Annotated in this window: 21 protein-coding genes; 5 read left to right on the top strand and 16 right to left on the bottom strand. The window is 48.0% G+C overall.

The genetic code is table 11. The features are described 5' to 3' along the window. Positions 1-57 precede the first annotated feature (57 nt). From ACFTRD_RS09115 to ACFTRD_RS09100, 4 genes are all read right to left on the bottom strand, one after another. Positions 58-2,310 (bottom strand): MMPL family transporter, encoded by a 2,253-nt coding sequence (locus ACFTRD_RS09115; RefSeq protein ID WP_379379027.1) that lies wholly within the window; start codon positions 2,308-2,310, stop codon positions 58-60. Positions 2,311-2,363: 53 nt separating this feature from the next. Then, positions 2,364-3,518 (bottom strand): type III polyketide synthase, encoded by a 1,155-nt coding sequence (locus tag ACFTRD_RS09110; RefSeq protein ID WP_379379025.1) that lies wholly within the window; start codon positions 3,516-3,518, stop codon positions 2,364-2,366. Between the two features lie 215 nt (positions 3,519-3,733). Beyond that, entirely contained in the window at positions 3,734-4,354 is a 621-nt protein-coding gene (locus ACFTRD_RS09105) for a flavin reductase family protein (protein WP_379379023.1), read from the bottom strand. Positions 4,355-4,508: 154 nt separating this feature from the next. Next, positions 4,509-5,495, bottom strand: a complete 987-nt coding sequence (locus ACFTRD_RS09100) for an iron-hydroxamate ABC transporter substrate-binding protein (RefSeq protein ID WP_379379021.1) — start codon at positions 5,493-5,495, stop codon at positions 4,509-4,511. Positions 5,496-5,754: 259 nt separating this feature from the next. On the opposite strand from ACFTRD_RS09100, the gene ACFTRD_RS09095 reads away from it, so the two are divergent. Then, positions 5,755-6,276 (top strand): hypothetical protein, encoded by a 522-nt coding sequence (locus ACFTRD_RS09095; RefSeq protein WP_379379019.1) that lies wholly within the window; start codon positions 5,755-5,757, stop codon positions 6,274-6,276. A gap of 124 nt (positions 6,277-6,400) precedes the next feature. Here ACFTRD_RS09095 and ACFTRD_RS09090 read toward each other — a convergent pair whose 3' ends face one another. Together ACFTRD_RS09090 and ACFTRD_RS09085 are read right to left on the bottom strand one after the other, a co-directional pair. Further along, on the bottom strand, positions 6,401-7,636 hold the full coding sequence (locus ACFTRD_RS09090) for a multidrug effflux MFS transporter (RefSeq protein ID WP_379379017.1): 1,236 nt from the start codon (positions 7,634-7,636) through the stop codon (positions 6,401-6,403). A gap of 5 nt (positions 7,637-7,641) precedes the next feature. Next, positions 7,642-8,388, bottom strand: coding sequence for a GTP pyrophosphokinase (locus tag ACFTRD_RS09085; RefSeq protein ID WP_192273398.1), 747 nt, complete (start codon positions 8,386-8,388; stop codon positions 7,642-7,644). 370 nt (positions 8,389-8,758) lie between these two features. On the opposite strand from ACFTRD_RS09085, the gene ACFTRD_RS09080 reads away from it, so the two are divergent. Together ACFTRD_RS09080 and ACFTRD_RS09075 are read left to right on the top strand one after the other, a co-directional pair. Beyond that, entirely contained in the window at positions 8,759-9,502 is a 744-nt protein-coding gene (locus ACFTRD_RS09080; RefSeq protein ID WP_379379015.1) for an alpha/beta hydrolase family protein, read from the top strand. Positions 9,503-9,613: 111 nt separating this feature from the next. Next, positions 9,614-10,360, top strand: a complete 747-nt coding sequence (locus ACFTRD_RS09075; RefSeq protein ID WP_379379013.1) for a YoaK family protein — start codon at positions 9,614-9,616, stop codon at positions 10,358-10,360. A gap of 21 nt (positions 10,361-10,381) precedes the next feature. Here the strand turns inward: ACFTRD_RS09075 and ACFTRD_RS09070 are convergent, their stop codons facing one another. Next, positions 10,382-11,278 (bottom strand): LysR family transcriptional regulator, encoded by an 897-nt coding sequence (locus tag ACFTRD_RS09070; RefSeq protein WP_379379011.1) that lies wholly within the window; start codon positions 11,276-11,278, stop codon positions 10,382-10,384. A 140-nt stretch (positions 11,279-11,418) separates the two neighbouring features. Here ACFTRD_RS09070 and ACFTRD_RS09065 point away from each other — a divergent pair, with 140 nt between their 5' ends. Together ACFTRD_RS09065 and ACFTRD_RS09060 are read left to right on the top strand one after the other, a co-directional pair. Then, a complete protein-coding gene (locus ACFTRD_RS09065; RefSeq protein ID WP_379379009.1) occupies positions 11,419-12,120 on the top strand; it encodes an O-methyltransferase in 702 nt (233 codons plus the stop codon). Between the two features lie 77 nt (positions 12,121-12,197). Beyond that, positions 12,198-13,529 carry an MFS transporter gene (locus ACFTRD_RS09060; RefSeq protein WP_379379007.1) on the top strand — a complete coding sequence of 444 codons (1,332 nt, stop codon included), beginning with the start codon at positions 12,198-12,200 and terminating at the stop codon, positions 13,527-13,529. Positions 13,530-13,609: 80 nt separating this feature from the next. On the opposite strand, the gene ACFTRD_RS09055 is transcribed toward ACFTRD_RS09060, so the two are convergent. The 9 genes from ACFTRD_RS09055 to ACFTRD_RS09015 all read right to left on the bottom strand — a co-directional run bounded on the left by ACFTRD_RS09055 (position 13,610) and on the right by ACFTRD_RS09015 (position 24,060). Then, the gene (locus ACFTRD_RS09055; RefSeq protein WP_379379005.1) at positions 13,610-13,813 is read right to left on the bottom strand and encodes a hypothetical protein; all 204 of its coding nucleotides are present in this window, start codon (positions 13,811-13,813) and stop codon (positions 13,610-13,612) included. A gap of 77 nt (positions 13,814-13,890) precedes the next feature. Continuing rightward, positions 13,891-14,154, bottom strand: coding sequence for a YkgJ family cysteine cluster protein (locus ACFTRD_RS09050; RefSeq protein WP_379379003.1), 264 nt, complete (start codon positions 14,152-14,154; stop codon positions 13,891-13,893). Positions 14,155-14,184: 30 nt separating this feature from the next. Further along, positions 14,185-15,039, bottom strand: a complete 855-nt coding sequence (locus tag ACFTRD_RS09045; RefSeq protein WP_192266728.1) for a chemotaxis protein — start codon at positions 15,037-15,039, stop codon at positions 14,185-14,187. Between the two features lie 279 nt (positions 15,040-15,318). Further along, positions 15,319-17,334 carry a PTS system trehalose-specific EIIBC component gene (gene treP, locus ACFTRD_RS09040; protein WP_379379001.1) on the bottom strand — a complete coding sequence of 672 codons (2,016 nt, stop codon included), beginning with the start codon at positions 17,332-17,334 and terminating at the stop codon, positions 15,319-15,321. Positions 17,335-17,363: 29 nt separating this feature from the next. Then, complete coding sequence (treC, locus tag ACFTRD_RS09035; RefSeq protein WP_379378998.1) at positions 17,364-19,085, bottom strand: alpha,alpha-phosphotrehalase; 1,722 nt, start codon at positions 19,083-19,085, stop codon at positions 17,364-17,366. A 319-nt stretch (positions 19,086-19,404) separates the two neighbouring features. Then, positions 19,405-20,757: a C4-dicarboxylate transporter DctA gene (gene dctA / locus ACFTRD_RS09030; RefSeq protein ID WP_379378996.1), complete on the bottom strand. Its 1,353-nt coding sequence runs from the start codon at positions 20,755-20,757 to the stop codon at positions 19,405-19,407. A gap of 240 nt (positions 20,758-20,997) precedes the next feature. Further along, the gene (locus ACFTRD_RS09025; protein ID WP_379378994.1) at positions 20,998-21,690 is read right to left on the bottom strand and encodes a metal-dependent hydrolase; all 693 of its coding nucleotides are present in this window, start codon (positions 21,688-21,690) and stop codon (positions 20,998-21,000) included. A gap of 85 nt (positions 21,691-21,775) precedes the next feature. Beyond that, entirely contained in the window at positions 21,776-23,467 is a 1,692-nt protein-coding gene (locus tag ACFTRD_RS09020; RefSeq protein WP_379378992.1) for a glycoside hydrolase family 13 protein, read from the bottom strand. A gap of 128 nt (positions 23,468-23,595) precedes the next feature. Then, entirely contained in the window at positions 23,596-24,060 is a 465-nt protein-coding gene (locus ACFTRD_RS09015) for a VanZ family protein (RefSeq protein WP_379378990.1), read from the bottom strand. Positions 24,061-24,093: the final 33 nt, after the last annotated feature.

Raw genomic sequence — 24,093 nt, 5'->3', positions numbered from 1 at the left:
GAACTCAGGTTACGTGAATACCCTTCTTTATCCTGACACCCCTGATGGTTATCCTCTTCATGCCCTCTGCCCCGGAAGCCACCAGTTCCATCTGCCCATCAGTTTCATCAGCGCAGGCACCAGTACGAGACGGATGATTGTAACATCAATCAGTACCGCCGAGGTAATCCCGATCCCCAGTTGCTTCACACCCGCCACGTCAGCAAAGGCAAATGGCACAGTCACTGCCAGCAGGATCGCAGCCGCCGAGGTAATCAATCGCCCGGTTGTAGCCAGTCCTTGCTGTACAGCCAGTTCGCTGTCGCCAGTTCGTTTGTATACTTCCTGAATGCGGGTGAGCATGAATACACCATAATCCATCGAAATACCAAAGACCAGCCCGGCGATGAATACGGGAATCATAATGGCAATGGCAGATGGCTCCATACCAAAGTGTCCCTGATTGAAGATCAGGACCAGCACACCGAATGAAGCCGCCAAGCTGAGCAAGTTCATCAGAATGGCCTTTATGGGGATAAGCAGTGAACGGAATGCTGCGAGCAACACCAAATAATTGGATACCACAACAAACGCCAGCACTTTAGGCAGCTGCCCTGAAACCTCTTCCATGATTTCATGCTGCTTGACTGCTTCCCCGCCATAACGCAGCGGTATGAAGGATGAGGAGTCAGCGGCGTCCTTCGCCCTCATCTGCTCGAGCCAGGATGCAGTCTCATCTGAACCCGATGCTCCGTGAATGGTCGCCACAATACGAATGGAGTGGTCAGACATATATGAACGCAGCCATGCAGGGGGCTGAGATTTGGTTTCTTTCAGTGCTTCACGCAGAGATGGTGATAAAATGTTCATTTGAGATGGAGCTTGGTCGGAGAGCTTGTCCGGCAGCATGATTCCCCATGCGGATTCAACACTCACTACATTCGAATCCTGCTCAAGCTCTCGCATTTTATTCAACGCAATCCGCCAGTGGGAGGCAGTTAGCGGCTCTGTCGTTCCACCAATCACAATTTCTACAGCGGAGACATTCTTTTGTCCAAAGATGCGCTGTAACTGCTCGGTCGCCTGGCGAGACTCCAAGCGGACAGGCAAGGAAGCAGCATCCGGGATGGCCAGCTCTAATCGGGTAGCTGGTAGGACCAAAAGAAGCAATGCACCCGTTCCAAGCAATGTCATGCGAATCGGTCGTTTCATAATGATGCCTGACCAGAGTGACCAGAACGAACGTGACGGCAACGTTTGCTCAAGCGGCTCCCGCCTGAAAGGGGATGAATACCCTGACTTTTGTCTAAAGATCCGTACAGAATATAGCGATAGAATCGCTGGCAGCAGGGTTATATTCAGCAGTACCGATATTACGAGAACGATAATGGCTCCCAAAGATACGCTCAGGAACATGGGCAGCCTGATCCAGAGCAAACCGAGCAATCCCAGCAGAACACAAGCAGCAGAAAAGAATACGGCTCTTCCTGCTGTACGCAGCGTTCTTTGCAAGACTTCCTCTTCTCCTGCACCTGCTTCTTCCCTTTTCTGAACTCGCTGAAGCTCCTCCCTGTACCTGCTCAAAATAATAAGTGCAAAATCTATGCTGAGCGCCATTCCCACCATGGGAATCACGTTGATAACAAAGTTGGAGAGTTCCAGATGGTAACCCATCAGGGATGTAACTCCCATTGCCGTTATGACGCCAGATACTCCCATAATGACTGCAATCAGTGCCGCATATAGGCCTCTGAATGCAAAACACAAAATGACGAAGGAAAGCGGCAAGCCCACTATCTCTGCCTGCTCCAAATCGCGAAAACTCAAACGGTTTACATCCTGCTGTACAACCGATTTGCCCGTGATTTGGACCGTTCCCGGACCCTCTGGTGTTGCAAACATGGAACGCAGCTGTGCCAGCGGCGGGCCCATTTTGTGAGAGGGTACATCAAACCCCAGGAGAGCATAGGCCACATCCCCACGCAGCATATGGCTTCCACCTGCTTCAAGTGGAGAGATTATGGCCGTTACACCTGATATCGTTCGAACCTGTTGCAGACGTTCTTTCATCCAGCCTCGGAATTCAGCGGGGGTAGTGCCTGTCTTTTTTTCAAATAAAAGAATTACCGGATCAGTAGGCACATGGAACTCTTTCTCAAGAATAAGCTCAACAGCATGAGCCTCTCCTTGGTTCAAGTTCAGTCCATGGTCCTGAACAATACCAGGCAATTTCCACGCCCAGATGGCTGACATCCCGATGATAAATACCCAGCAGAGAATGATGAATCGCGGATATCGGCTAATGAGGACAACAAGGCTGCGATATCCCATACCCAAGCTCCTCTGTATCAGAATGGTAAATGAAGTTTTATTGGCGAATCGGCTTAAATCATGCCATAATTCACAGGTTCTCTTTTCTTAACGAATTCTGGAACGTACGTAAAAGGAAGCAATTCCGCGGTCAGACCTGGTCCAAATGCAAGTGCAATTCCGCTGGATGCCACTTCCCTCTGGCAGTAATCATTCCGGATCGCTTGTAAGACAAACAGAATCGTCACAGAAGACAGATTGCCATAATCCCTTAAAATGTTTCGACTGTAAGCGACCTGCTCATCCGAGAGTTGGTACAGCTTCTGTACTGCATCAACGATACCTCTGCCTCCAGGGTGGATTGCCCAGATTTCCGGTAAATCACGGCTACCCAGCAATCGTTCAACCTCTGGACCCAGATGAAGGCCGAGCAGCTTCGGAATCTGTGGTGAGAGATACAGATCGAAGCCGGTATTGCCCACTTCCCAGATCATCTCTTCCGCACAGTCTGACAGCAACACCGAGTGTCCACTCCCCAGTCGGAATAGTTCTTTCTGTCCCGTTTCGGCCAGGCCAACAACACAGGCAGATGCACCATCCCCAAAAAAGGATGCTGCAAACAGATCGTCCCGCTCGGCGGATGGCTGGAAATGAAGGGTGCACAGTTCCACACATACGATAAGAACCTTGGCGGATTCATCACTTGTTACCATCGAATTCGCCAACTGAATTGCTTTCAGACCCGCAGCACAACCTTGAAATACAAGCGGAATCCGGTTTACACGTGGTGACAGTTCAAGCTGCTGAATCAGCCGAACATCGAGACCGGGCAGGAATTGTCCTGTACAACTGACCGTAATGAGATGTGTAATCTCTGAAGTCGTCACCGCGGCGTCGTCAAGCGCCTGACGTGCGGCCTTAATTCCAAGCGGAACGGCAGCTTCCTTATATTTGGCCATACGTTCGGCAGTGGTCGGAACGTTCTCCGTCTGGGTAAAGGGCAGATAACGGCAGGAATCTACAGGCTCTAACAGGTTCGGTTCACACGTATAACGCGTCTCCACCCCGCACTGGTTGAAGATTCGCTTGGCCCACCGTCTGGAATCCGGCTCATGCTCCAGCGCTTGTGCAAGCCGGGCAGACACATCCTTTTGATCAATGCGATGAACAGGCAATGCCGTTCCTATTCCCATGATACTTACCGCTGCTGTTCCATCTAGATGGTTCATCGGCTCCAACCTCCTTATATATAAATAGGTTCATGTCACATGTGCAGGATATATAGTACAAGTCTATTCATGGCTAGTCCCGTTTATGTTCACCACACAAGCAAAGGCGGGCAACACATGCGAATATACGCACATGTTGCCCGCCTTAACCAAACGACGATTCTATGTATATTTTGATCCAGACGCCTCAATGGCCCTGGGACCTGTCCAAAAATCTACACAGGTCGGATCGCCGTAAACCTCTCGCCCAATTTGGCATAGTCATTCCCGGCCAGCCTGCTGATCGGTTTCAGCTGATCCATTAATATATATTTGGTAGCAGGATCATATACTTTCTCACTGAAATGATACTGTACAATACGAACCAGAATCAGATCACTGACAGGTTGTCCCTCATCGTTCGATATCGGAATATGTTGATACAACTTGCACTCCATCCGAATCAGCGCTTCCTGAATACCCGGTACAGAGACCACAGTGCTTGGCACAGTCGTCAGATTTGTCCGTTCCAGCTCACTTTCGTGAGGTTCCAGCATAGCCGCTGTCTCGTTCATATCAAGAGCAATCGATTCATCACAGATATGTACAACCAGTTCCTTCCCGGCAAGCACATTGCGCGCTGTGTCCTTCATAACGCCATCCTTGCGAGCAATCGAAATGGATAACAGCGGCGGATCAGAGCTGACCACATTAAAGAAACTGAATGGCGCTGCATTAATGACATTACCATCTTGAGAACGTGTTGTAACAAAAGCGATCGGGCGTGGTACCACCGATCCACTCATCAGTTTGTAATTATCTCTGCCTGTTAATTCCCGCGGATCCAATGTGAACATTTCCAACTATCCCCTTTCCTGATCGTGAAGTAACACCTCACCTGCACGACAATGCCTCTTTATTATATATCGTAAAATGCTAGACTAACAAAAAAAAACTCCCGGGTACTCATTGCACCTAGGAGTTTGAACATGCAATTCAAATGCACGAACATTATTTAACGATGCTGCTCTGAATGTCTTCCATAATTTGAAGGTTCGCTTGAACTCCGCTATACAACCAGCTTCTCGAACGGGTAAATTCAAACAAGTTACCATTTTTCACTGCCGGGATGCTTTGCCATACCGGATCTTTTAGTGCTTCTGAGGCAGTACCTTCATCACTGTTTACAAAGAACAAGTAGTCTACATTCATTTCAGCCAATTTTTCCAGCGAGATGGAAGACCAGTTACCTGTCGCATTGGCAGAGATTTCTTTCACCACTTCGGGCTCAGCAAGTCCAAGTTCTTTGTACATCACTTCTCCACTTGATACGTTGTCACTTACAATGAAGAACTTGCCGCTAACCAACCAAATGGCCGCTGCCGATTTCGTTCCACCTGTAACGGTATTGATCTTCTCCTTGATCTCTGTAGCTTTAACTTCGTAATCATCCAGCGCTTTTTGTGCTTCATTGCCTTTATTCAAAATCTCGCCGATTTTCAGCAATGTTTTACGCCAGTCGCTGTTGATCTCATCACCAAGCACATACGTAGGCGCGATCTTGCTGTATTGCGCGTATTTCTCGCCTTCTACCACACTTTCCGAACCGATAATAATCAGATCAGGATTGAAGCTTGTTACCGCTTCGAACGGAAGATCGAATGCAATGGTAGGAATGCCTTCCAGATCTTTTTGCAGATATTCCTGGATTCCGTTGGCTACCGACCATTGGGCAACTGGCTTAACGCCGAGTGTAACCAGATTATCTTCCAGATACGAAGCGATGATACGTTCCGGATTTGCAGGGATTTTCACTTCGTGGCCCATGGCATCTGTCAATGTACGTTCTGCCGGAGCTTCTGTCTGTGTCTCAGCCTCCGTTGCTGCATTGTTCTCACTAGCTGCCGTACCTGGCTTCGACCCGCATGCTGCCAGCCAAATGGACATGAACATGACGGTAATCAGAAGCAAGATCATTTTTTTATTTTTCTTAAACACGTGACTGTCCCCTTTCAAGATGAACAACTCAATTCATTGAGTTGTTATGACAAATGTAGACGTTTATACATTGCTCATGCATAAAATACTTGTATGTATTTTTGTCCAATTCCATTGACAATGATAATTGTTATCAATGAAGTTGTCAATGGGTTGTGGCGTTTATAATCATACGGGCTCTTCATTCCTATAATTCACATCTAGGCGGATGCCGCCATATGCTGATTCCAGAATACGACGACAGGAAGGATGTTCGTATATGAGTTACGTCTATAACGCCTATTCAGGATATGATGAAGATTGCTCGTTTCAATTACCCCCATTCATTCCAGGCGGAGGCAGTGGAGGTCAACTTCCGTACTTTCCTGGGGGCGTTCCCAGTACAGCACCAGGTATCCCCGCTCAGTTAACACAGGGCAATCTGCCCACTCTGCTCAGTGCTTATCCACGCCCAGTAGGTCAACCCCCTGCAGAAATGATTTTTCTGTATAACCTGATCAAAAGCAGTCCCGGTCTTCTTCCGCTGTTTATCCAGCAACAACCGCAGAGCCTGAGTCAAGCCGTTCAATTCGCCCAATCGGGTGTTGCAACGCCACGTAATCCAGAGCAGCGTGTATTGCAAAATTTCTGTTACAACCGCTGGTCTCTTGTATTTACGTACAATGATGTTTACCTGATGTGGCCAGCCGTTAATTTGTTCGGGTTTGTCGTGGGATACTTCTATCCATTCCTAACTCCAGGTATCCTGCTCAACACTCAAATTCTGTTCGCTCTCTGCTAAACCTGATCGGACATAGAACAAGCGCCCCAGTTGAAAGAACGAGCCTTCATCTGGAGCGCTTTTTTATGATATTTTTTATAAGAGCGAGTTAATTTGTTAGCCAGAACATTAACGCATCAACATTTCAATTCAGACGCTGTTTATTCTGAAGTCTACCGCTCTTGCCCACCATAACTACATACAGCAGCAATGCGCCCAGATCAGCACAGGCGATAACCATTCCCATCGGCACAGCCGTTCCTTCTCCTCCCAGACCTACGAGTGGAGCGACAATGCCACCGAACAGGAACGTCATGACCCCAATAAGTGCAGAAGCACTGCCTGCCGATTTCTCCTGATTGGCCATCGCCAGTGCAAAAGAAGCCGTATTGACCAACCCTACACTGGATACGACCAGGAATAAAGGGATCAGAACCGAGATCAGATTGCCTCCAACCAAAATCGCAACGAGCAGCGATGTTCCTCCCAGAGCAGCAGTTAACAGGCCGGCGATTAACAACCGGGTCTCAGATACTTTACCTGCAAGTCTCCCGGCAATCTGACTTGCCAGAATGATACCCAGCCCGTTAATGGCGAAGCAGACACTGAACATTTGCGGGGAGATGCCATATATTTTCTGCAAAACGAAGGGTGAACCCGATATGTAGGCAAACATGCCAGCTGCTACGAACCCCTGGGTTAAAGCATATCCCATAAATAAACGATCCCCGGCAATTTTGCGGAATGTCGTCAGAGTCTGCTTGAGTCCTCCGCTGGATCTGCGTTCTGAAGGCAGCGTCTCTCCAAGACCAAGCACCACGGCTACCAAAGTCAACATGCCGATAATACTCAGCAAAATAAATACGCCACGCCATGACGTATACACAAGCAATTGTCCACCAATAATGGGTGCAGCAATCGGAGCGACACCATTAATCAGCATTAGCAGGGAGAAGAAGCGTGTCAGCTCCGGCCCGGAATATACGTCCCTTACAACCGCACGCGAGATGACAATTCCGGCAGCCCCCGCTGCCCCCTGAATAAAGCGCAGGGCTACAAAAGAACCCATCGTCGGACTGACCAGGCAGAGTATGGAAGCGATCGTATAAAGTACAAGACCTGCAATAAGCGGCGTACGGCGGCCACGCACATCACTTAAAGGTCCGGCAAGCAGTTGTCCTACCGCCAGTCCGACCATACATGCCGTAAGACTAAGCTGGGCATAGGAAGTTGATGACTGGAATTCATCAGCGAGGGTAGGCAATGCTGGCAAATACATATCCAGGGACAACGGCCCGAAGGCTGACAGTGTCCCCAGAATTAATGCCATACGTACGCGGGATGTAGAATCGGTACTTAAAGAAGCTGGTGTACTTTTCATATGAATTAGTGTTCCCCGTCTCCCAACAACTTGAGCAGGTTGGATGGCAAGGTGAACTGTTGATTGTTAATAATAATACGGCGCAGTTCTTCTTCGTCCCGCTCATTCTCGGCGTCCTTGATCTCCTGAATCTCCCGGTGAAGTCTCTCCATTTGTTGATCCAGTGCGTTGGCAGAATCTGCCGCACTTTTCAGTTCCCTGGTCAAACGTTCGGGAACATCTTTATTATATTTATAAAAGATCTTATGCTCCAGACTTGCCCAGAAATCCATCGCGATTGTACGAATCTGAATCTCCACACATGCCCGTTCCTCCCCATTGGACATGTAGACTGGCACCTCCACCAGAAGGTGAAGACTTTGGTAGCCGTTGGGCTTCGGATTCTCGATATAATCTTTTACTTCAAGAACACGCAGGTCACTTTGATTGCACAACATATCCTTAATCCGATAGATATCGGAGATAAACGAGCAGGTAATACGAACGCCGGCGATATCCTTAATATTTTTCTTGATGCTGTCAAAGGTTAACTCATGATTTTTGCGGAACATCTTGTTCATAATACTTTCAGGTGATTTCAACCTGGATTTGGTATGTTCAATCGGGCTGTAATCATGCAGGGACTGAAACTCTTCCTTCAGCACCTCGATTTTGGTCTCCATTTGATCCAAAGCAAATTTATAGATCATCATAAATCTCGTAATTTCATATTTGAATTTCTTGAATTGATCAATCGGATGTGGAGCGTTCATCATAGCTTTCTTCCTTTCTTCGTGCACACTAAAATTGTTTTATAAGTAAAGAGTACTGTGGAGCAATCCACATGTCTTCTGAACCATTATAAATCATATGGAGCCAATAAACGAATTTCTCACCCGTAACAGACGTTGCGGCCTGGAGAGTATGGGAACTTGTTTTACGCGCATCCTAAAGAAGTATCACCGTCGTTTACCACGCCATCACTGAGAAAAGAGGTCGATAGCCCTGCTCTATCTAGTGACGTATTCGTCTGATTCGCTTCGGGTAAAAGGCTATTTATGCCTCCCTGACGGATGCTCCTTATCCACCTTCCCGGCATATGAAAGTTCTCATGCCCTCTCTTCTTTCCCTGACGTGCATTTCATGTCAGAATGCATGCAGCTGCAACCGCTCGCAAGCCGCTATCCTGCTGTAACGAAACAAACTGTGGACGATCGTCTTAGACGATGGCCAGTTCTGATCTATTGCCGAGGCGGACTGGGTAACTATGGAGGGGTAAATACCGCTTGGCTTGAGCAATTTGTCCAGAAGGGTTATATCGTGTTCGCTCCATCCTATCGTGGCAACGAGGGCGGTGAAGGACGTGACGAGTACGGAGGAAGTGATGCCGAGGATGTGCATGCCGCTTATCGGCTTGTGCAAGGGTGGCCTTTTGCCGATCCAACACGGATATCCCTAATGGGATTCTCCCGAGGAGCTATTAATGCCGTACATACAGCAACCACCTACAATGAGGGACCGGACCAAGTGCATAAGCTCGTGCTTTGGAGCGGTGTCGCCGATGTGGAGCGCACCTATCATGAACGAACTGACCTGAGACGCACATTGAAACGAGTGCTCGGTGGTTCCCCACATGCAGTTCCCGAAGCTTATCTTGCACGTTCCCCCCTGTCGAGTGCACATAAACTTCGCTGTCCGGTGCTGATCATGCACGGCACGTCTGACACGCAGGTGGATTACAGTCATGGAACCCGGATGTACCATTGGTTGAAGCGCAGAGGCGCTAACGTAACGTTTCACGCTTATGGAGGACAGGATCATCGTTTTCATGAGAGGATGCATAGGGCAGCAGTGAACAATATGTTTGACTGGCTCGCGGGACCTTAATTCAACTTGGGCGAATTGAACAAAGTTCTACTATAATTAAGTTCGTATTACACATGAACTTCATTTTGAAGGAACAAGCGATATGGCTGTATACTGGAGGGGTTACTCTTTTTGAAAGGACAGATCACTATGAACCAATACACCCTCCAAAAATATGCACTGCTGCTGCTCTGTATGTCTGCCGGAATGGTCGATGTGATCGGATATCTTGGACTCGGACATGTGCTTACAGCCAATATGACGGGCAATATTGTGTTGCTGGGAATTGCGGTTTCCCGTGCCCAGGAATTTGTCGTACTTCGTTCGCTCCTTGCCCTCATTGGTTTTATTGCCGGAAATGCCATCGCGGCACACATGATTGGTCATGTGCAAACAAAAAATGGCTGGTCTTCCCGGGTCACAGCCGTGTTCACTGTAGAAAGCATATTGCTTCTGCTCTTTGCCATTGCCATGATCAGTCCGTATTCGGAACAATTATCCTATTTGCTAATTGCCATGCTGGCCGCCGCCATGGGGATGCAGACGACAGCCGCACGCAGAATAGGTATTGCCGGCATATCAACAACCGTGCTCACTAATAATCTGGCGGCCGTGGTTGAGGATGCCGTTAGCATCCTACAGCGACTGCGTCACGCCAATATCCGCTCGCTGGCCAAAGAGCTGTCACCAGATGCCTACCTCCGTGCAGGTGCTGTTGTGATCTATCTGACCGGCGTTATTCTAGCTGCACTGCTGTTCCATCATGTGCCAATGATGGCAGTCTGGATACCTGTCCTGATCATAGGTGTAGTAACCCTGTACGCCCGATTATACTCCTGGGGAGCAGCCAGAGAAGAGACGAACAACACGGGGAGCTAGCCCTATTAAAATTGAACTATATTATCTGATCAATGATGCTTCCTGTCTGATAAGTTCGACCAGATGCTGTGCGGCAGGAGACAATACTTCCCCTGCTCGTGTACATACAGCAACCGTGTTTTTCAGCTGTACACCTCGAACGAATACTCGTGCAAGCCTGTCCTGCTGTACATCTTCCTTCACGACCAGAGAAGAAATAAAGTTAGCCCCATAACCTGCTTTCACCGCACTGATCGTCTCGTTCAGTCCATTGAACTGAAGGGCAATGCGGGGAGCAGCCAGGTTATTGGTTGTGCAAAGAGAGACCAGACGCTCACGCGTAGCGCTGCCTTCTTCGCGCATGATGAAGGGCTCCGCAACCATCTCATGCAGCTCAATTTCCTTTCCCGCATAAGGATGATCGGGATGTACCACAAACCACATTTCATCTTCAAACAATTCGTCCCAATGGACGCCTTGATGTGTTATTCCACTGCCACCATAAACTGCGATCTCTGCCTCATAACGCAGCAACTGGTCAAAAGCCATCCGGGTGTTGGTTGTGCTCACAACCAGTTCCACCTCCTCATGCATTTGCTTGAAACGGGCAATCCACCCAGGCAGCAAAAAATTCGAGGGCAAATAGGTTGCAGTAAGACGAATCAGCCCTTTCTTACCCGCCCGAAAATCCTGCACAAAGTTCTCGACATCCTGCTCCAGCATGAACAAACGTTCCGCATAGCCCGTTAACTGTACCCCAGCATCCGTTAGAACCAGTCTCCTCCCCTCCGCAGCGAATAATGGAATGCCCAGTTCCCGTTCAAATTTCTTCACCTGGGAGGATACCGCAGGCTGACTAATGTTGAGTTCTTCTGCTGCACGCGTGACTCCCCCATATCTCACAATGGCATGAAACAATCGTAATCCGTGCAAATTCAACCGTTATGCCTCCTTCATATCACACATATATAATCTAAAGTTATATTAACATACATAATATATATTTTATTTATATATTTGTTCATCTTATAGTTGAAGCATGAAATCCAATACATGCAATTGGAAAGGAACATGTGACTATGAAAAGTGTAAATGCTTCTAACCAACATACCTGGAGTCAAGTTGACGATTACCTGAATGATCTGCTGATTCCCTCCGACTCCCTGCTGGAGCAAACTCTGCGTACCAATGCCGAGGCCGGTTTGCCTGCTCATGATGTTGCAGCCAATCAAGGGAGACTGCTGCAACTCCTGCTTCAAATACAGGGCGCAACACGTGTGCTGGAAATCGGTACGCTTGGCGGATACAGCACAATCTGGATGGCTAGAGCCCTTCCCGAACATGGACATATCGTCACGTTGGAGGCTGAACCACATCATGCAGACATGGCACGAACCAACCTTACGCGTGCAGGACTAATTCACAAGGTTGATCTTCGAGTTGGCCCTGCATTGACTACCCTTCCCGACGTTCAGGAAGAGTACAGGGAACCCTTTGATTTTATCTTCATCGATGCGGACAAACCGAGTAATCCTGATTATCTGCGATGGGCGCTTCGTCTGGCTCGTCCGGGAAGTCTTATTATTGGTGACAACATCGTCAGGAACGGTGAAGTTATAAATAAAGAAAGCACAGACTCCAGAGTTCAGGGCGTTCGCTCTTTCCTGAAATTAATTGCTGACAATCCTCGCCTTGAAGCTACGGCACTGCAAACTGTAGGCAGTAAAGGCTACGATGGATTCGTGATTGCCCGAGTGCTGGAAACCCCCACCGCAAAATAAACAGTGGTCAATTCTTCCGCAAATCCCCCATTCCTGTTAAACTAAATTTACTGTACAGGCAGACTGGGGGAAACCACTTGAGACTTCTACAACAGATTCATGCTGAAATTCGGGGCTGGTCCCGCAATATTCAATTGTTTTTTCTGGCAAGCATCTTGTATCAGATCGGAAATGGCATGTTCTCTGTCTTGTACAATCTGTACATTCAGGGTCTGGGCTACAATGATACAATGAACGGCCAGATTGTAAGTATTCAATCATTAGCGACAGCGATTATGTTTGTTCCCATTGGACTTTGCGGCGATTTCTTCAGTCGCAAGCGACTGCTGATTACCGGCGCTTTGTTCAGTGGAATCTTCCTGATTGGCCGTTCCTTCGATTATTCTGCCAGCGGACTGATCTGGTTTGCTGTATTTTCAGGACTTTTCGCTGGTGTATTTCAGGTGCTGGCCATTCCTTTCCTCGCTGAGAATGTGAAGAAAAGTCAACGGCTAAAGATGTTCAGCTATTACTCCTCCCTCGTGCTTGCTTCTCAGGTACTAGGCAGCTTGGGTGGCGGAGTGTTTGCAGACCTGCTTCATACAGCAGGCCTTGCCAAAGTCACAGGACTGCAGACCGTATTGTTCATGGGCGGCGCTGCTACACTTGTCGCATTTATCCCGATGTTGTTTGTGTCCGAGGATAAGAAGGCACCTCAAGTTGATACTCCGGTGCCATCCGCTTCTAAATCTGTAGCATCAGCAACAGGCGGCGAACAAGGGGTCGATCAACCCCCGGAACAAGGCAGGAATAACGACACCTACAGCCAAAAGAAAGATTCCCGATTGATTGGTCAATTTGTAGTGACCCAATTATTAATCGGATTTGGTTCGGGACTGGTTGTCCCTTATCTGAATCTGTACTTTACCAACCGATTCTCGGTATCCTTGAGCGCCATGAGTCTGCTGATTTCATTGGGTCAGATCATGACCATTGTATCGATGCTGATCGGACCTACACTCGCGGCCAAGGTGGGAAGTGTTCGGGCAGTTGTCATTTTCCAGGTCATGTCACTGCCCTTCCTGCTGTTGACTGGCTTCACGAATATGCTGCTCATCGCTTCGGTAAGTTTCTTATTTAGACAAGCCTTGATGAATGCAGCCAATCCGATTCAATCCGCCATTCTGGTGGACCGAGTATCGGACAAACGTCGTGGAATCGCCAATTCACTAATGCAGACCGCCTTTATGATTGGATGGGCTACCATGGGCCCTGTACAATCTTACCTCGTGACCACTTATGGCACGTATTGGGGTTATGCAATCACGTTCAGTATTACTGGCAGTCTATACGTGATATCATCGCTGATGTACTATATGATGTTCAAAGAACCGAAGCCTTCTGCCCGTGTTCTCGTGGCGAACAGATAAGTGAAGTAGATGAACTCAGCAAAGAGAGTATCCGCCTGATTTTCACACTGCGGATACTCTCTTCTATGTTCTGACTTGAATTATGAATACATCCGACTGTACATCCAGCTTACGATGCCTACGGTTACAGCAGCCGCCGCCATAATAAATGAAAAATACCCAAGTTTGCTCTTTGACCCTGTTGTCTGCTCATCGTAGAAGTCCGAGTTTCGCCTGTAGAATCCCATCCATAACTCCCCAACCATATTCACGACCACCGTGACAAACCGTTTGGCAAGTCCCATCAACCACAACCTCCCCTTTCTAACTTCAATCACCTTCCATATGAAGTATAATTATCCTTTTAACCCAACACAAGCTGTTACGCTGAACTTGGTGCAGTCTCCTGCTCCAGCCAGCTTAATCGTTCAAAGGCCTCCTGGTCCGTACTGCCGCACATCTCCTCCGAAGCCTGCAATCCGCTGCATACAGCTGGGCGCTCCTTCTGACCAAAAATTCCGCAGCGATTGTCTTCCGTCAGCTGTACACAGCGCACACCTGCGGGCTTGCCCTCAGCCATGCCCGGTATGGGCGATGAGATGGAAATCGCGATACAACATGCGGCACAGCCTGTCCTGCATTCCATAATAATGATCCTCCTCCCCACATATAACATTTAATATAAATCACGATTCACCCACGTCCATGTTCGAGCCAATCCCTGTGCAATTCTCCGATTCATGGTTCCATTCGAGAAATAACCCCCATGGCTTAGCGGATTCCAGCTCCCGATCAACCCACCGGAGTTAATTTCCATATCTTCCTTGACCGCCGCCTCATATGCCGGATCAATGGGACGCAGCGGGTAACCCAGAATATCATCCCGATCATAAAAGTTAACCCATTCCCCTTCCAGCCCAGGGAAATACTGCCCTGCCAGTGGCGAAGGGACCTGAATCGGACGACTGAAGTCGTGATAACGCAAGCTCCACAGCGGCAACGTCGTACCAAAGGAATAAAAGTTCGTTAAGGTATCTCCCCGTTCCAATGCGGACGTAACATCCACGATGGAGGGTATGCGACTGGACGGATATTGCAGATCATAGAAAAAATTACTTGCAATCACCGCGCCAAGGCTGTGAGCAATGATGCAGAGCGGAGCTTCGGGCCCGTTCCGTTGAGCAAGTGCATGCATCGCCCGGTTCAGTGTACGGTGAACTGCATCGTAGTTATGGCCCTGATGTTCCACAGGCTGATAAGCTACGGCGTCTGCCAGATAATGGATAACAAAACGTCGCAGCACCTGATAATTTAATCCCTGAGAGCTGACCAGCTGCTGAAACAGTGCCTCTTCGCGCTCCTCAAATACGTCAGCCCAGTATACCGGCTCGATATCCAGCACCTGCTTGGCTGCTCCCGGCCACACCATAACCTGATCGAATTCCTTATGCAATCGCGAAATGAGCGTATCGGCATAATCTTCCTTTTGCATACCCAGACCATGAATGACCATCACCGCAACACGAGTCATGGCTCTCCTCCTCCGTCCTTCGACTAGGAACTCTCTTTTGAACCATATGAACATCTCCAGCCGAACATGCCTGGACCTGATGTTGCTTTCCGATTGCTGTGAACATAAGCCTCTGTAGATTCTTCCTATTGTACAGTTTACCATGATACCAGCGAAAAAAAACGAACTGCATAAAGAGTCACTCATACAAGTTGGTATGCCTTCAGCTTATCCCGGTCTCGGCATGAAAAAGGAGCTGCGATTATCGCAGCCCCACATGAATTCCTTTACTTTTATAACCTAGCCTTTCAAATGAACCTTAAGCACGCCGTTCTGATTGGATGTGACATCACCTGTCGTGACCTCCACCCGCTCAACCATATCCTGACCGTCCGGAATGATAATTGGCGTAATAAGCGGATAGCCCGCAGCTTCAATGACTTTGCGGTTGAATTCTAGCAGCGTTTGCCCGGCTCTTACCTTATCTCCAGCTTCCACAAACATGTTGAAGCCTTCGCCTTTGAGTGAAACCGTATTGATTCCGACATGAATCAGAATCTGCAAGCCACTCGCGTGTTCAAGAATGACAGCATGTTTGCTCTTAATCACATGGGCTACTTGGGCATCAAACGGGGCCACAACCTGATTGCCCGAAGGTTTAATGGCAACCCCTTCTCCCATTTGCTTCTCTGCGAACGCCGGATCAGGCACCTGTTCCAGCGGAACCGCTGTACCTGTTAATGGTGCCAATACTTCCAGCGTGTTAACAGGGTCATTCCCCACCTGAGCTGCGCTGTGCGAGCGCTGATTCAGATCTGCATCAGTTGCCGCAGTAGTGGCTGCGTCAGATTCGTTTGCTGCCGTTTGGCCTCCAGTGACAACTGTGCGATCTGCGTTTCGGTCTTCTTTTTTCAATTTTGCTTTACCAAAAATAACAGTCAGAACGAAAGGTACAATCAATACAATCGCCATACCGATAAAGAACACTCCCCATTTGTTCGGGAAGATGGACAAGAATCCAGGTACCCCGCCTACACCGATGGAGGTTGCCTGCACATTGTTCATGGTCAGTAGCACACCGCCGATGGCAGAACCAACCATACCGAAGATAAACGGATAACGATAACGGATATTCACCCCGAAGATGGCCGGCTCCGTTACTCCGAGGAAGGCCGAGACGGATGAAGTTGCCGCAAGTCCTCTCATCTTCTTCTCACGCAGCACGAGCATCATGGCAAGGGCGGCAGAACCTTGAGCGATATTGGACAGTGCCAGCATCGGCCACAGGAATGTTCCGCCCTGACTACCAATCAGCTGTACGTCTACCGCCAGGAACGTATGATGCATTCCTGTAATAACAAGCAATGCGTACAGTCCACCGTAGATCAGACCGCCCAGAGCCGCGTATGAATCATAAATATAGATCAAGCCGGATGTAATTCCATTCGCAATGGCAAATGTCACCGGACCAATGATCGTAAATGCCAGGAATCCGGTAATCAATAACGTGACAGGTGCAACAACCAGCAGTTTGATCGAATCATGTACCCTTTTGTTCAGGAAAATCTCCAGCTTGGCGAGCAGATAGGCTGATACCAGTACCGGCAAAACCTGCCCCTGATAACCGATCTTCTCAATATGCCAGCCGAACAGATTCCACGTAGGCACAGTTCCTTCGTTGACTGCGTTGGCGTAACCATAAGCACTCAGCAGATCGGGATGAACCAGAATAAGACCGAGCACAATCCCGAGCAGCGGACTGCCGCCGAACCGGGTTACAGCAGCCCAACCAATTAACGCAGGCAGGAAGGTAAAGGCGGTACTCGCAATCGTATTGATAATAGATGCGAGGTCCTTCCATGCCGGATAGACATCCACCAGTGATTTTCCATCAAAGAATATGCCTGGACCCGTCAGGATGTTATTAATACCTAGCAAGAGACCGGCCGTGATGATGGCTGGCAGAATAGGGATAAAGATGTCCGAAAGTGTCTTGATCGCTCGCTGGATTGGATTTTGCTTTTTACCAGCCACTGCCTTTACGTCATCCTTGGAAGCGCGGTCACCTCCAGTGATCTCAATCATCTCATCATAGACTTTGTCCACAAGTCCAGGTCCGATGACCACCTGAAATTGTCCTTGGGAGGAGAACTGTCCTTTGACCAGATCGTTCTGATCCAGACTTTTCGCATCCACTTTGCTCTCATCGTACAAGGCAAACCGTAGGCGTGTCACACAATGCGTTGCAGCTTCAATGTTTTCTTTGCCGCCGACCGCGCGTACAATTTCCTCAACCTGTTTTTTATCGATCGCCATATTTTCACTTCCCACTTATATAATGTGAATTAGTCCTGTTGCGGTATAAGCCACATATAGGATGCATACGGGCTAAGGGATATTTCTTGATTTAGTGCAGACGTCGCCTTTGTATTGCCAATCAGCAGCTCTGCTGATTTACCCGCAATGTGATCATTCCATACAGCACCTGGAAGAGTAAACGTCACGTCTCTCTTGCTGAAGTTGGAAACGACAAGCAGCGTTTCGCTTCCATTCGACCGCGCATAAGCAAATACATCCGGATGTCCGTCGTCCAGACGTTCATATAATCCGTCCGTCAGCACTTTAAGCTGTTTGCGAAGTGCAATCAGTTTGCGGTAATGATAGTAGATCGAATCCGGGTCAGCCAGCTGCTGGGCCACATGAATCGACGGATAACGTTCATCCACTTTGATCCAAGGCGTACCCGTTGTAAATCCGGCATTTTCACTTCCATCCCATTGCATGGGTGTGCGGGAATTGTCACGGGAGCGTTCCTTCACAATACGGAATGCTTCCTCGGCGGATTTGCCTCGCTCTTCCTGGAGCAACCGATACATATTCGTCGACTCAATGTCGCGGAATTCGCTTACATCGTTCCAGACCGGATTAGGCATCCCAATCTCTTCGCCCTGATAAACGTAAGGTGTACCTTGCATGCCATGGATCGTAGTTGCCAGCATTTTGGCACTCTCGGCACGGTAATCTCCATCATCCGCAAAACGGGATAATGCCCGCGGCTGATCATGGTTGTTCAGGAACAGAGCGTTCCAGCCTCCACCTGCCTGCATACCTGTCTGCCACTGGCTGAACAGCTGTTTCAGTGCTTCAAAATCATATGGAATAAGTTCCCATTTTTGTCCGTTCGGATAATCCACTTTCAGATGATGAAAGTTGAAGGTCATTGAGAATTCGCGGGAGGCAGGATTGGAGTATCGGATGCAATGCTCCAGCGTCGTTGAGGACATCTCCCCTACGGTTACCATATTATGTGGTCCAAAGACCTCTTCATACATCTCGGTAATGTACTCATGCACACGTGGTCCGTCAGTGTAGAACTTGCGTCCATCACCGGGTAACACACTGCCATCATCGTCCGGAAAGCGCTGATCCTTCGAGATCAGATTAATGACGTCCATACGGAAACCGTCAACGCCTTTTTCCGCCCAGAACTTGATCATGTCACGTATTTCCTTGCGCACCTGCTCGTTCTCCCAATTCAGATCGGCTTGCGTCTTGTCAAACAGCGTCAGAAAGTACTGCCCTGTCTGCTCATCATACTGCCATGCCGGTCCACCAAACTTGGATTGCCAGTTATTCGGCACACCGCCATCTGGAGCAGGATCTCTCCAAACATAATAATCACGATACGGATTATCCTTGGAAGAGCGAGATTGCTGGAACCACTCATGATCCGTAGACGAGTGATTCACCACGATATCAATCATCAACTTCATACCACGAGCCTTTAGCCCTTTAAGCAATTCGTCAAAATCCTCCATGGTTCCAAAATCAGGATTAATCCGATAATAGTCCGCTACGTCATATCCATTATCATGCTGCGGCGATACATATACTGGCTGCAGCCAAACTATATCAATACCCAGATGCTGCAAGTAGTCCAGCTTTTCGGTCAGACCTCGAATATCTCCGGTGCCCGAACCGGTCGTATCATTGAAGCTCTTGGGATATACCTGATACACCGTGGAGGTTCTCCACCACGATGAGGAAGTTGTATTCGTTGAACTCATGTTAACGCCTCCAATAAATTGTATTGCCTAAGTGATGATCTCGAACTAACTTCATTTCTATATTACATAACTAAACATGTATATACAAGTTGAAACTTCAATATGACTATAATTTACCTCTTCTACACATTCCCCATAAGTGCCGCCTCTGTAACACTTTTTTCAATTTATGCGTTCGATAACTCCATGATAGAAGTAGCTTGGACGAAAAAAAACGCCTGTTTTCCCGATACGCTGATTCGGGAAAACAGACGGTTTGAATTCAATTCTATACTTGATCAGGTTACCATTACGCCCTGTTCTCTTCTATTACCTATACTTACAGCATCTCAGTAGAAACGATTCCTTTTCCCTGCTCTCGTGGATTCGGCTTTAACGAAGTAGCAGCGATCTGCTCCTCTCTCTCCAGATCCTCGGTACTAATCTCGCCGGAGAGCACTGCCCTCATTCGTGTTTGATCCAGTAACCCTTCCCATTTGGCCACTACAAATGCCGCAACACAGTTGCCCATCAGGTTGGTAAATACACGCATGGTATCCATGAAACGATCCGCTCCGAGCAGTAAAGCAACTGCTGCTACCGGGAATGCATTGACGGCTGCAGCCGTAGCGGACAAAGCCAGAAATGCTGAGCCTGGAACACCTGCCATACCCTTAGAGCTTAACATCAATACCAGCAGAATCGTAATCTCCTGCCACAGTGTCAAATCAATGCCTACCGCTTGAGCTACAAAAACAGTCGCTAATGATAAATAAATTGAAGCTCCATCCAGATTAAACGAATACCCTGTTGGTACCACAAGTCCTACAACTGCCCGATCACAGCCAGCCTTGGTTAGCTTATCCATCATACGTGGCATGACGACCTCCGATGATCCGGTCCCGATCGCCAGCATCACTTCAGAACGAGTATATTTAACGAATTGCCAAAAGTTCAGTCCGGTAATCCACCAGGCAGCCAATGCCAGCATGACCAGGAACAGCAGAGCCGCCCCGTAACAGGCAACAATAAGCAACCCAAAAGAAGAAAGTGTTGAAGCCCCATAGGCACCTACCGTATACGCCATGGCTCCAAATGCTCCGATGGGTGCGAGTTTCATGATATAACCGATAATGCGAAACACAACTCCGAGCACATTCTCAATCAGCGTCAGCACGTTCTCCTTCGCCCTATTTTCCGTTGCTGCCAAGGCTACCCCAAATAAACAGGCAACGAGCAGCACTTGCAGTAATGCATTTTGTGCAAAAGCATCCACAACACTTGTCGGAATAATGTTCATAATAAAGTCAACGGTGTGCGGGAGTTCGGAACCATTCGTTTTTGCTTCTATGCCACTGGTGTCTATAGTGGCAGGGTCCACGTTCATTCCTGCACCGGGACGAAGCAGATTCGCTGTGCCCAGTCCAAGGATCAGAGCGATTGTCGTTGCAATCTCGAACCATAGGATGGCTTTAAGACCTATGCGTCCAACCGATTTCAGATCACCGATTTTGGCAATGCCTGTAACGATGACCATAAAGATCAACGGAGCAATGATCATTTTGATCAACTTGATGAAACCAGTTCCAAGCGGCTGCAGCAGGCTGCCCAGATCAGGCCACAGAATCCCTACACCAATCCCGATAATAACCGCTACAATAATCTGAAAAAATAATGATCTCACAAATGACATGAACATATCCCCCAGTTTTCGATCAAATTGGATTTCTGTATGGCTTCCGTGTAACTTTTTATAACATTATCGCCCCTAGTTCAACAATGGCATTGCGAACTTTTTGTCATTTGTACCAACTTAATGGTTCAAAATTGAACTCAAAACCGAAAAAGACGAATAGCACGTCAGTTATCTTGACGTGTTATTCGTCTTTAGCTTTATATTTGCTTTTGTAATTAAACAGTGGTTAAGAAGTCATTATAGCGTGAGAGACTCTCCCGGTGCCAGTACATGGCCCTCCAGTCCTTTGGAAGCAAGCTGTTCCACAAACTTCTCGGCATCCTGACGAATCACCGGGAATGTATCATAATGTACCGGAATCGTCAGCTTGGCGTTGAACCATTCAGCTGCTTGCAGGGCATCTTCCGATCCCATGGTGAAATGGCCGCCAATAGGCAGGAAAGCTACATCGATATCATGGCGATCACCAATCATTTTCATATCACCGAACAGGCTCGTATCTCCGGCGTGCAAAATGGTTTTACCGCCAATGTGAATGATATATCCTGCTGGTACACCTGCGTACATGATCCGTTGCTCCTCTTCCAGCACGATCCCGGACGTATGGAAAGCCTGAATCATTTTAGCTTGGGCAAAGCCAAGATCCACCGTTCCGCCCATGTTCATGCCAAGGGTATCCAGACCCTTCCATGACATATATGTAGCCAGTTCCACAATTGCGACCACCTTGGCATGATTGGCCTTGGCAATGGGTTCAGCATCCAAAATGTGATCCATATGTGCATGTGTCAGTAAAACGGCATCCGTCTTAATGTCTTCCGGTTTGGTGACAGCAAGTTCATTCCCACGAAGAAAAGGATCAATAATCAAAGATTTCTCTTCTGTGCCCAGTTGTACACTAGAGTGACCATGGTAGGTAATATTCAGCAAATTGGCATCCTCCTGACCTATGCATTATTTTTATTTTCAACCTATATTATAATTCAAATCTCTTTACCAGAGCAAAATAACGCTCTTACCGACGCATTTGATAAACCCTTGCCTCATAAGGCTGAAGAAGAATTGCGCCCTCATCAGTGGAATAATGTTTGCTTACGTTGCTAATGAGCAGTTTGGCCTGTTTCGGGCCCCATCCTTCCGGCCATTGCATCTCGGGCTCATGCTCACGAAAGTTCATTATGACCAGCATTTGTTCATCGTCCAACGTACGGGTATAAGCATAGATGTCAGGATCATCCGGCAAAAGCAGCTCATAGGCCCCGTAGATGAGTACTTTATGTTGTTTGCGAAGTGCAATCAGTTTGCGGTAATAATGCAGAATGGACTGGGGATCACGTTCGGCATCAGCCACATTAATCTCAGTATAATTCTCATTCACCTGAATCCAAGGCTCACCCTTGGTAAATCCTGCATGTTTCGTATCATCCCACTGCATCGGCGTACGGGCATTATCACGACTCTTAAGCCAAATCGCCTGCATCACTTCATGTTTTGAACGCCCCTGACCAATATGCTGTCGATAATAATTCATCGTCTCAATATCCCGATAATCCTCAATATTAGGAAAAGCAACGTTGGTCATGCCGATCTCTTCCCCTTGATAGATGTACGGTGTGCCTTCCAGGGTGAGCATCCAGGTAGCGAGCATCTGGGCAGAGCGGACTCTGTACTTGCCATCATCACCGAAGCGGGATACCGGACGCGGCTGATCATGATTGCCCATATAGTTGGCATTCCAGCCCCTGCCATGCAGCACGGTTTGCCAGCGGCTCATGATTTCTTTCAGCTCAGGAAGCTTCCACTCCCGATAGTTCCATTTGCCGATTCCAGTGGATTTGGCATCCACAAACATATGTTCAAACTGGAACACCATATTCAGCTCATTCCGGTCTGTCCCAACATAGGCCAGCGCCTGTTCGGGGCCAAGTCCTGAAGTCTCTCCAACCGTCATTGGACCATATGGCTTCAGGATCATATTGTTCAGTTTGCTCAGGATGGAGTGTACCTGCTCCAGATTGGAAAAAAGCTGGTACGCCGGGACGACAGGCAAATTGTCCGGATTGTGAGCACTCGGCAGACCCTCCGCCTTGGCAATATGCGCTACCGCATCGAGTCGGAAACCATCAACACCTTTTTGCAGCCACCAATGTACCATCTCATACATCTCTTCGGCCATCTGTGAATTGTTCCAGTTGAGATCCGGCTGATGCTCGGAATATAAATGCATATAATATTCATTCGTTTCTGGATCATGTTTCCATACGGAGCCCCCGAAGTAAGATTCCCAGTTGTTTGGAACCTGACCGTTCTTGCCTGAACGCCAAATGTAGTAATCCCGTTTCGGATTCACCAACGATGATCGCGATTCGACAAACCATGGATGTTCATCGGACGTATGATTCAAAACCAGATCCATCATGATCTTGAGACCTTTCTTGTGTGCCTCGTCGAGCAGACGGTCGAAATCCTCCATTGTGCCATACTTTCGTAAAATAGCGTAGTGATCCCGGATGTCATACCCGTTATCATGTCCGGGGGAATCATAGATCGGACAGATCCAGATGACATCCACACCCAGTTGACTCAAATAATCAAGTTTGTCATATATGCCTTGCAAGTCACCCTGACCATCCCCATCCGAATCTTTGAAACTGCTGGGGTAAATCTGATACACTACACTCTCTTTCCACCAAACGATATTGCCCACCTCGCTTTCATCACATTACACCTTACTATATTACCCGTTAATATGTTTTATCCGAAAAGGTCCCCTTATAAACACAAGAAATCAAGACGGAACACAAAAAGGGCCCTCTATTGACCGCCCATCGCAGTCTAATATCGAGCCTCTCTCTGTGAGTACTTAAACTTGAGTAAAGTAAACCCTATGTACCCCATCCAGGCTCCCAGCGTATTCAAAATAATGTCATCGACATCAAACGAACCAACACGAGTAATGAATTGTGTGAACTCGACTGCAAACAGAAGTACAACGACTGTGCCTGTGAATGGGAAAAACTTTCGGCACCGGCGAAATAACCAGGGTATCCATATGCCAAGCGGAATAAACAAGACAATATTGCCAAACAGATTCTTCACCCAGGCTTCTGTATTATATCGATACCTTTCAAAAAGAAGCGGCTTGATTGTCTCTAAGGGTACCAAATTATATTGATAGTTCATGCCAGGCGTTCTACCACTGACGAAGAGCAAGTTGCCCATGAACAGCATATACAGTGCCGCCATACAGGCGACTATGGCCAGGATCCATCTGGAGCGGAGCCACGATCCTTTATTCATATCCTGAAATCCTCCGACCTTTATTTCCGCCGA

Origin of the sequence: Paenibacillus sp. NPDC056933 (assembly GCF_042674385.1) — a bacterium.
Classification (GTDB): domain Bacteria; phylum Bacillota; class Bacilli; order Paenibacillales; family Paenibacillaceae; genus Paenibacillus.
The sequence above is the reverse complement of the archived record's forward strand: the minus strand, read 5'-3'. Positions and strand labels throughout refer to the sequence as shown.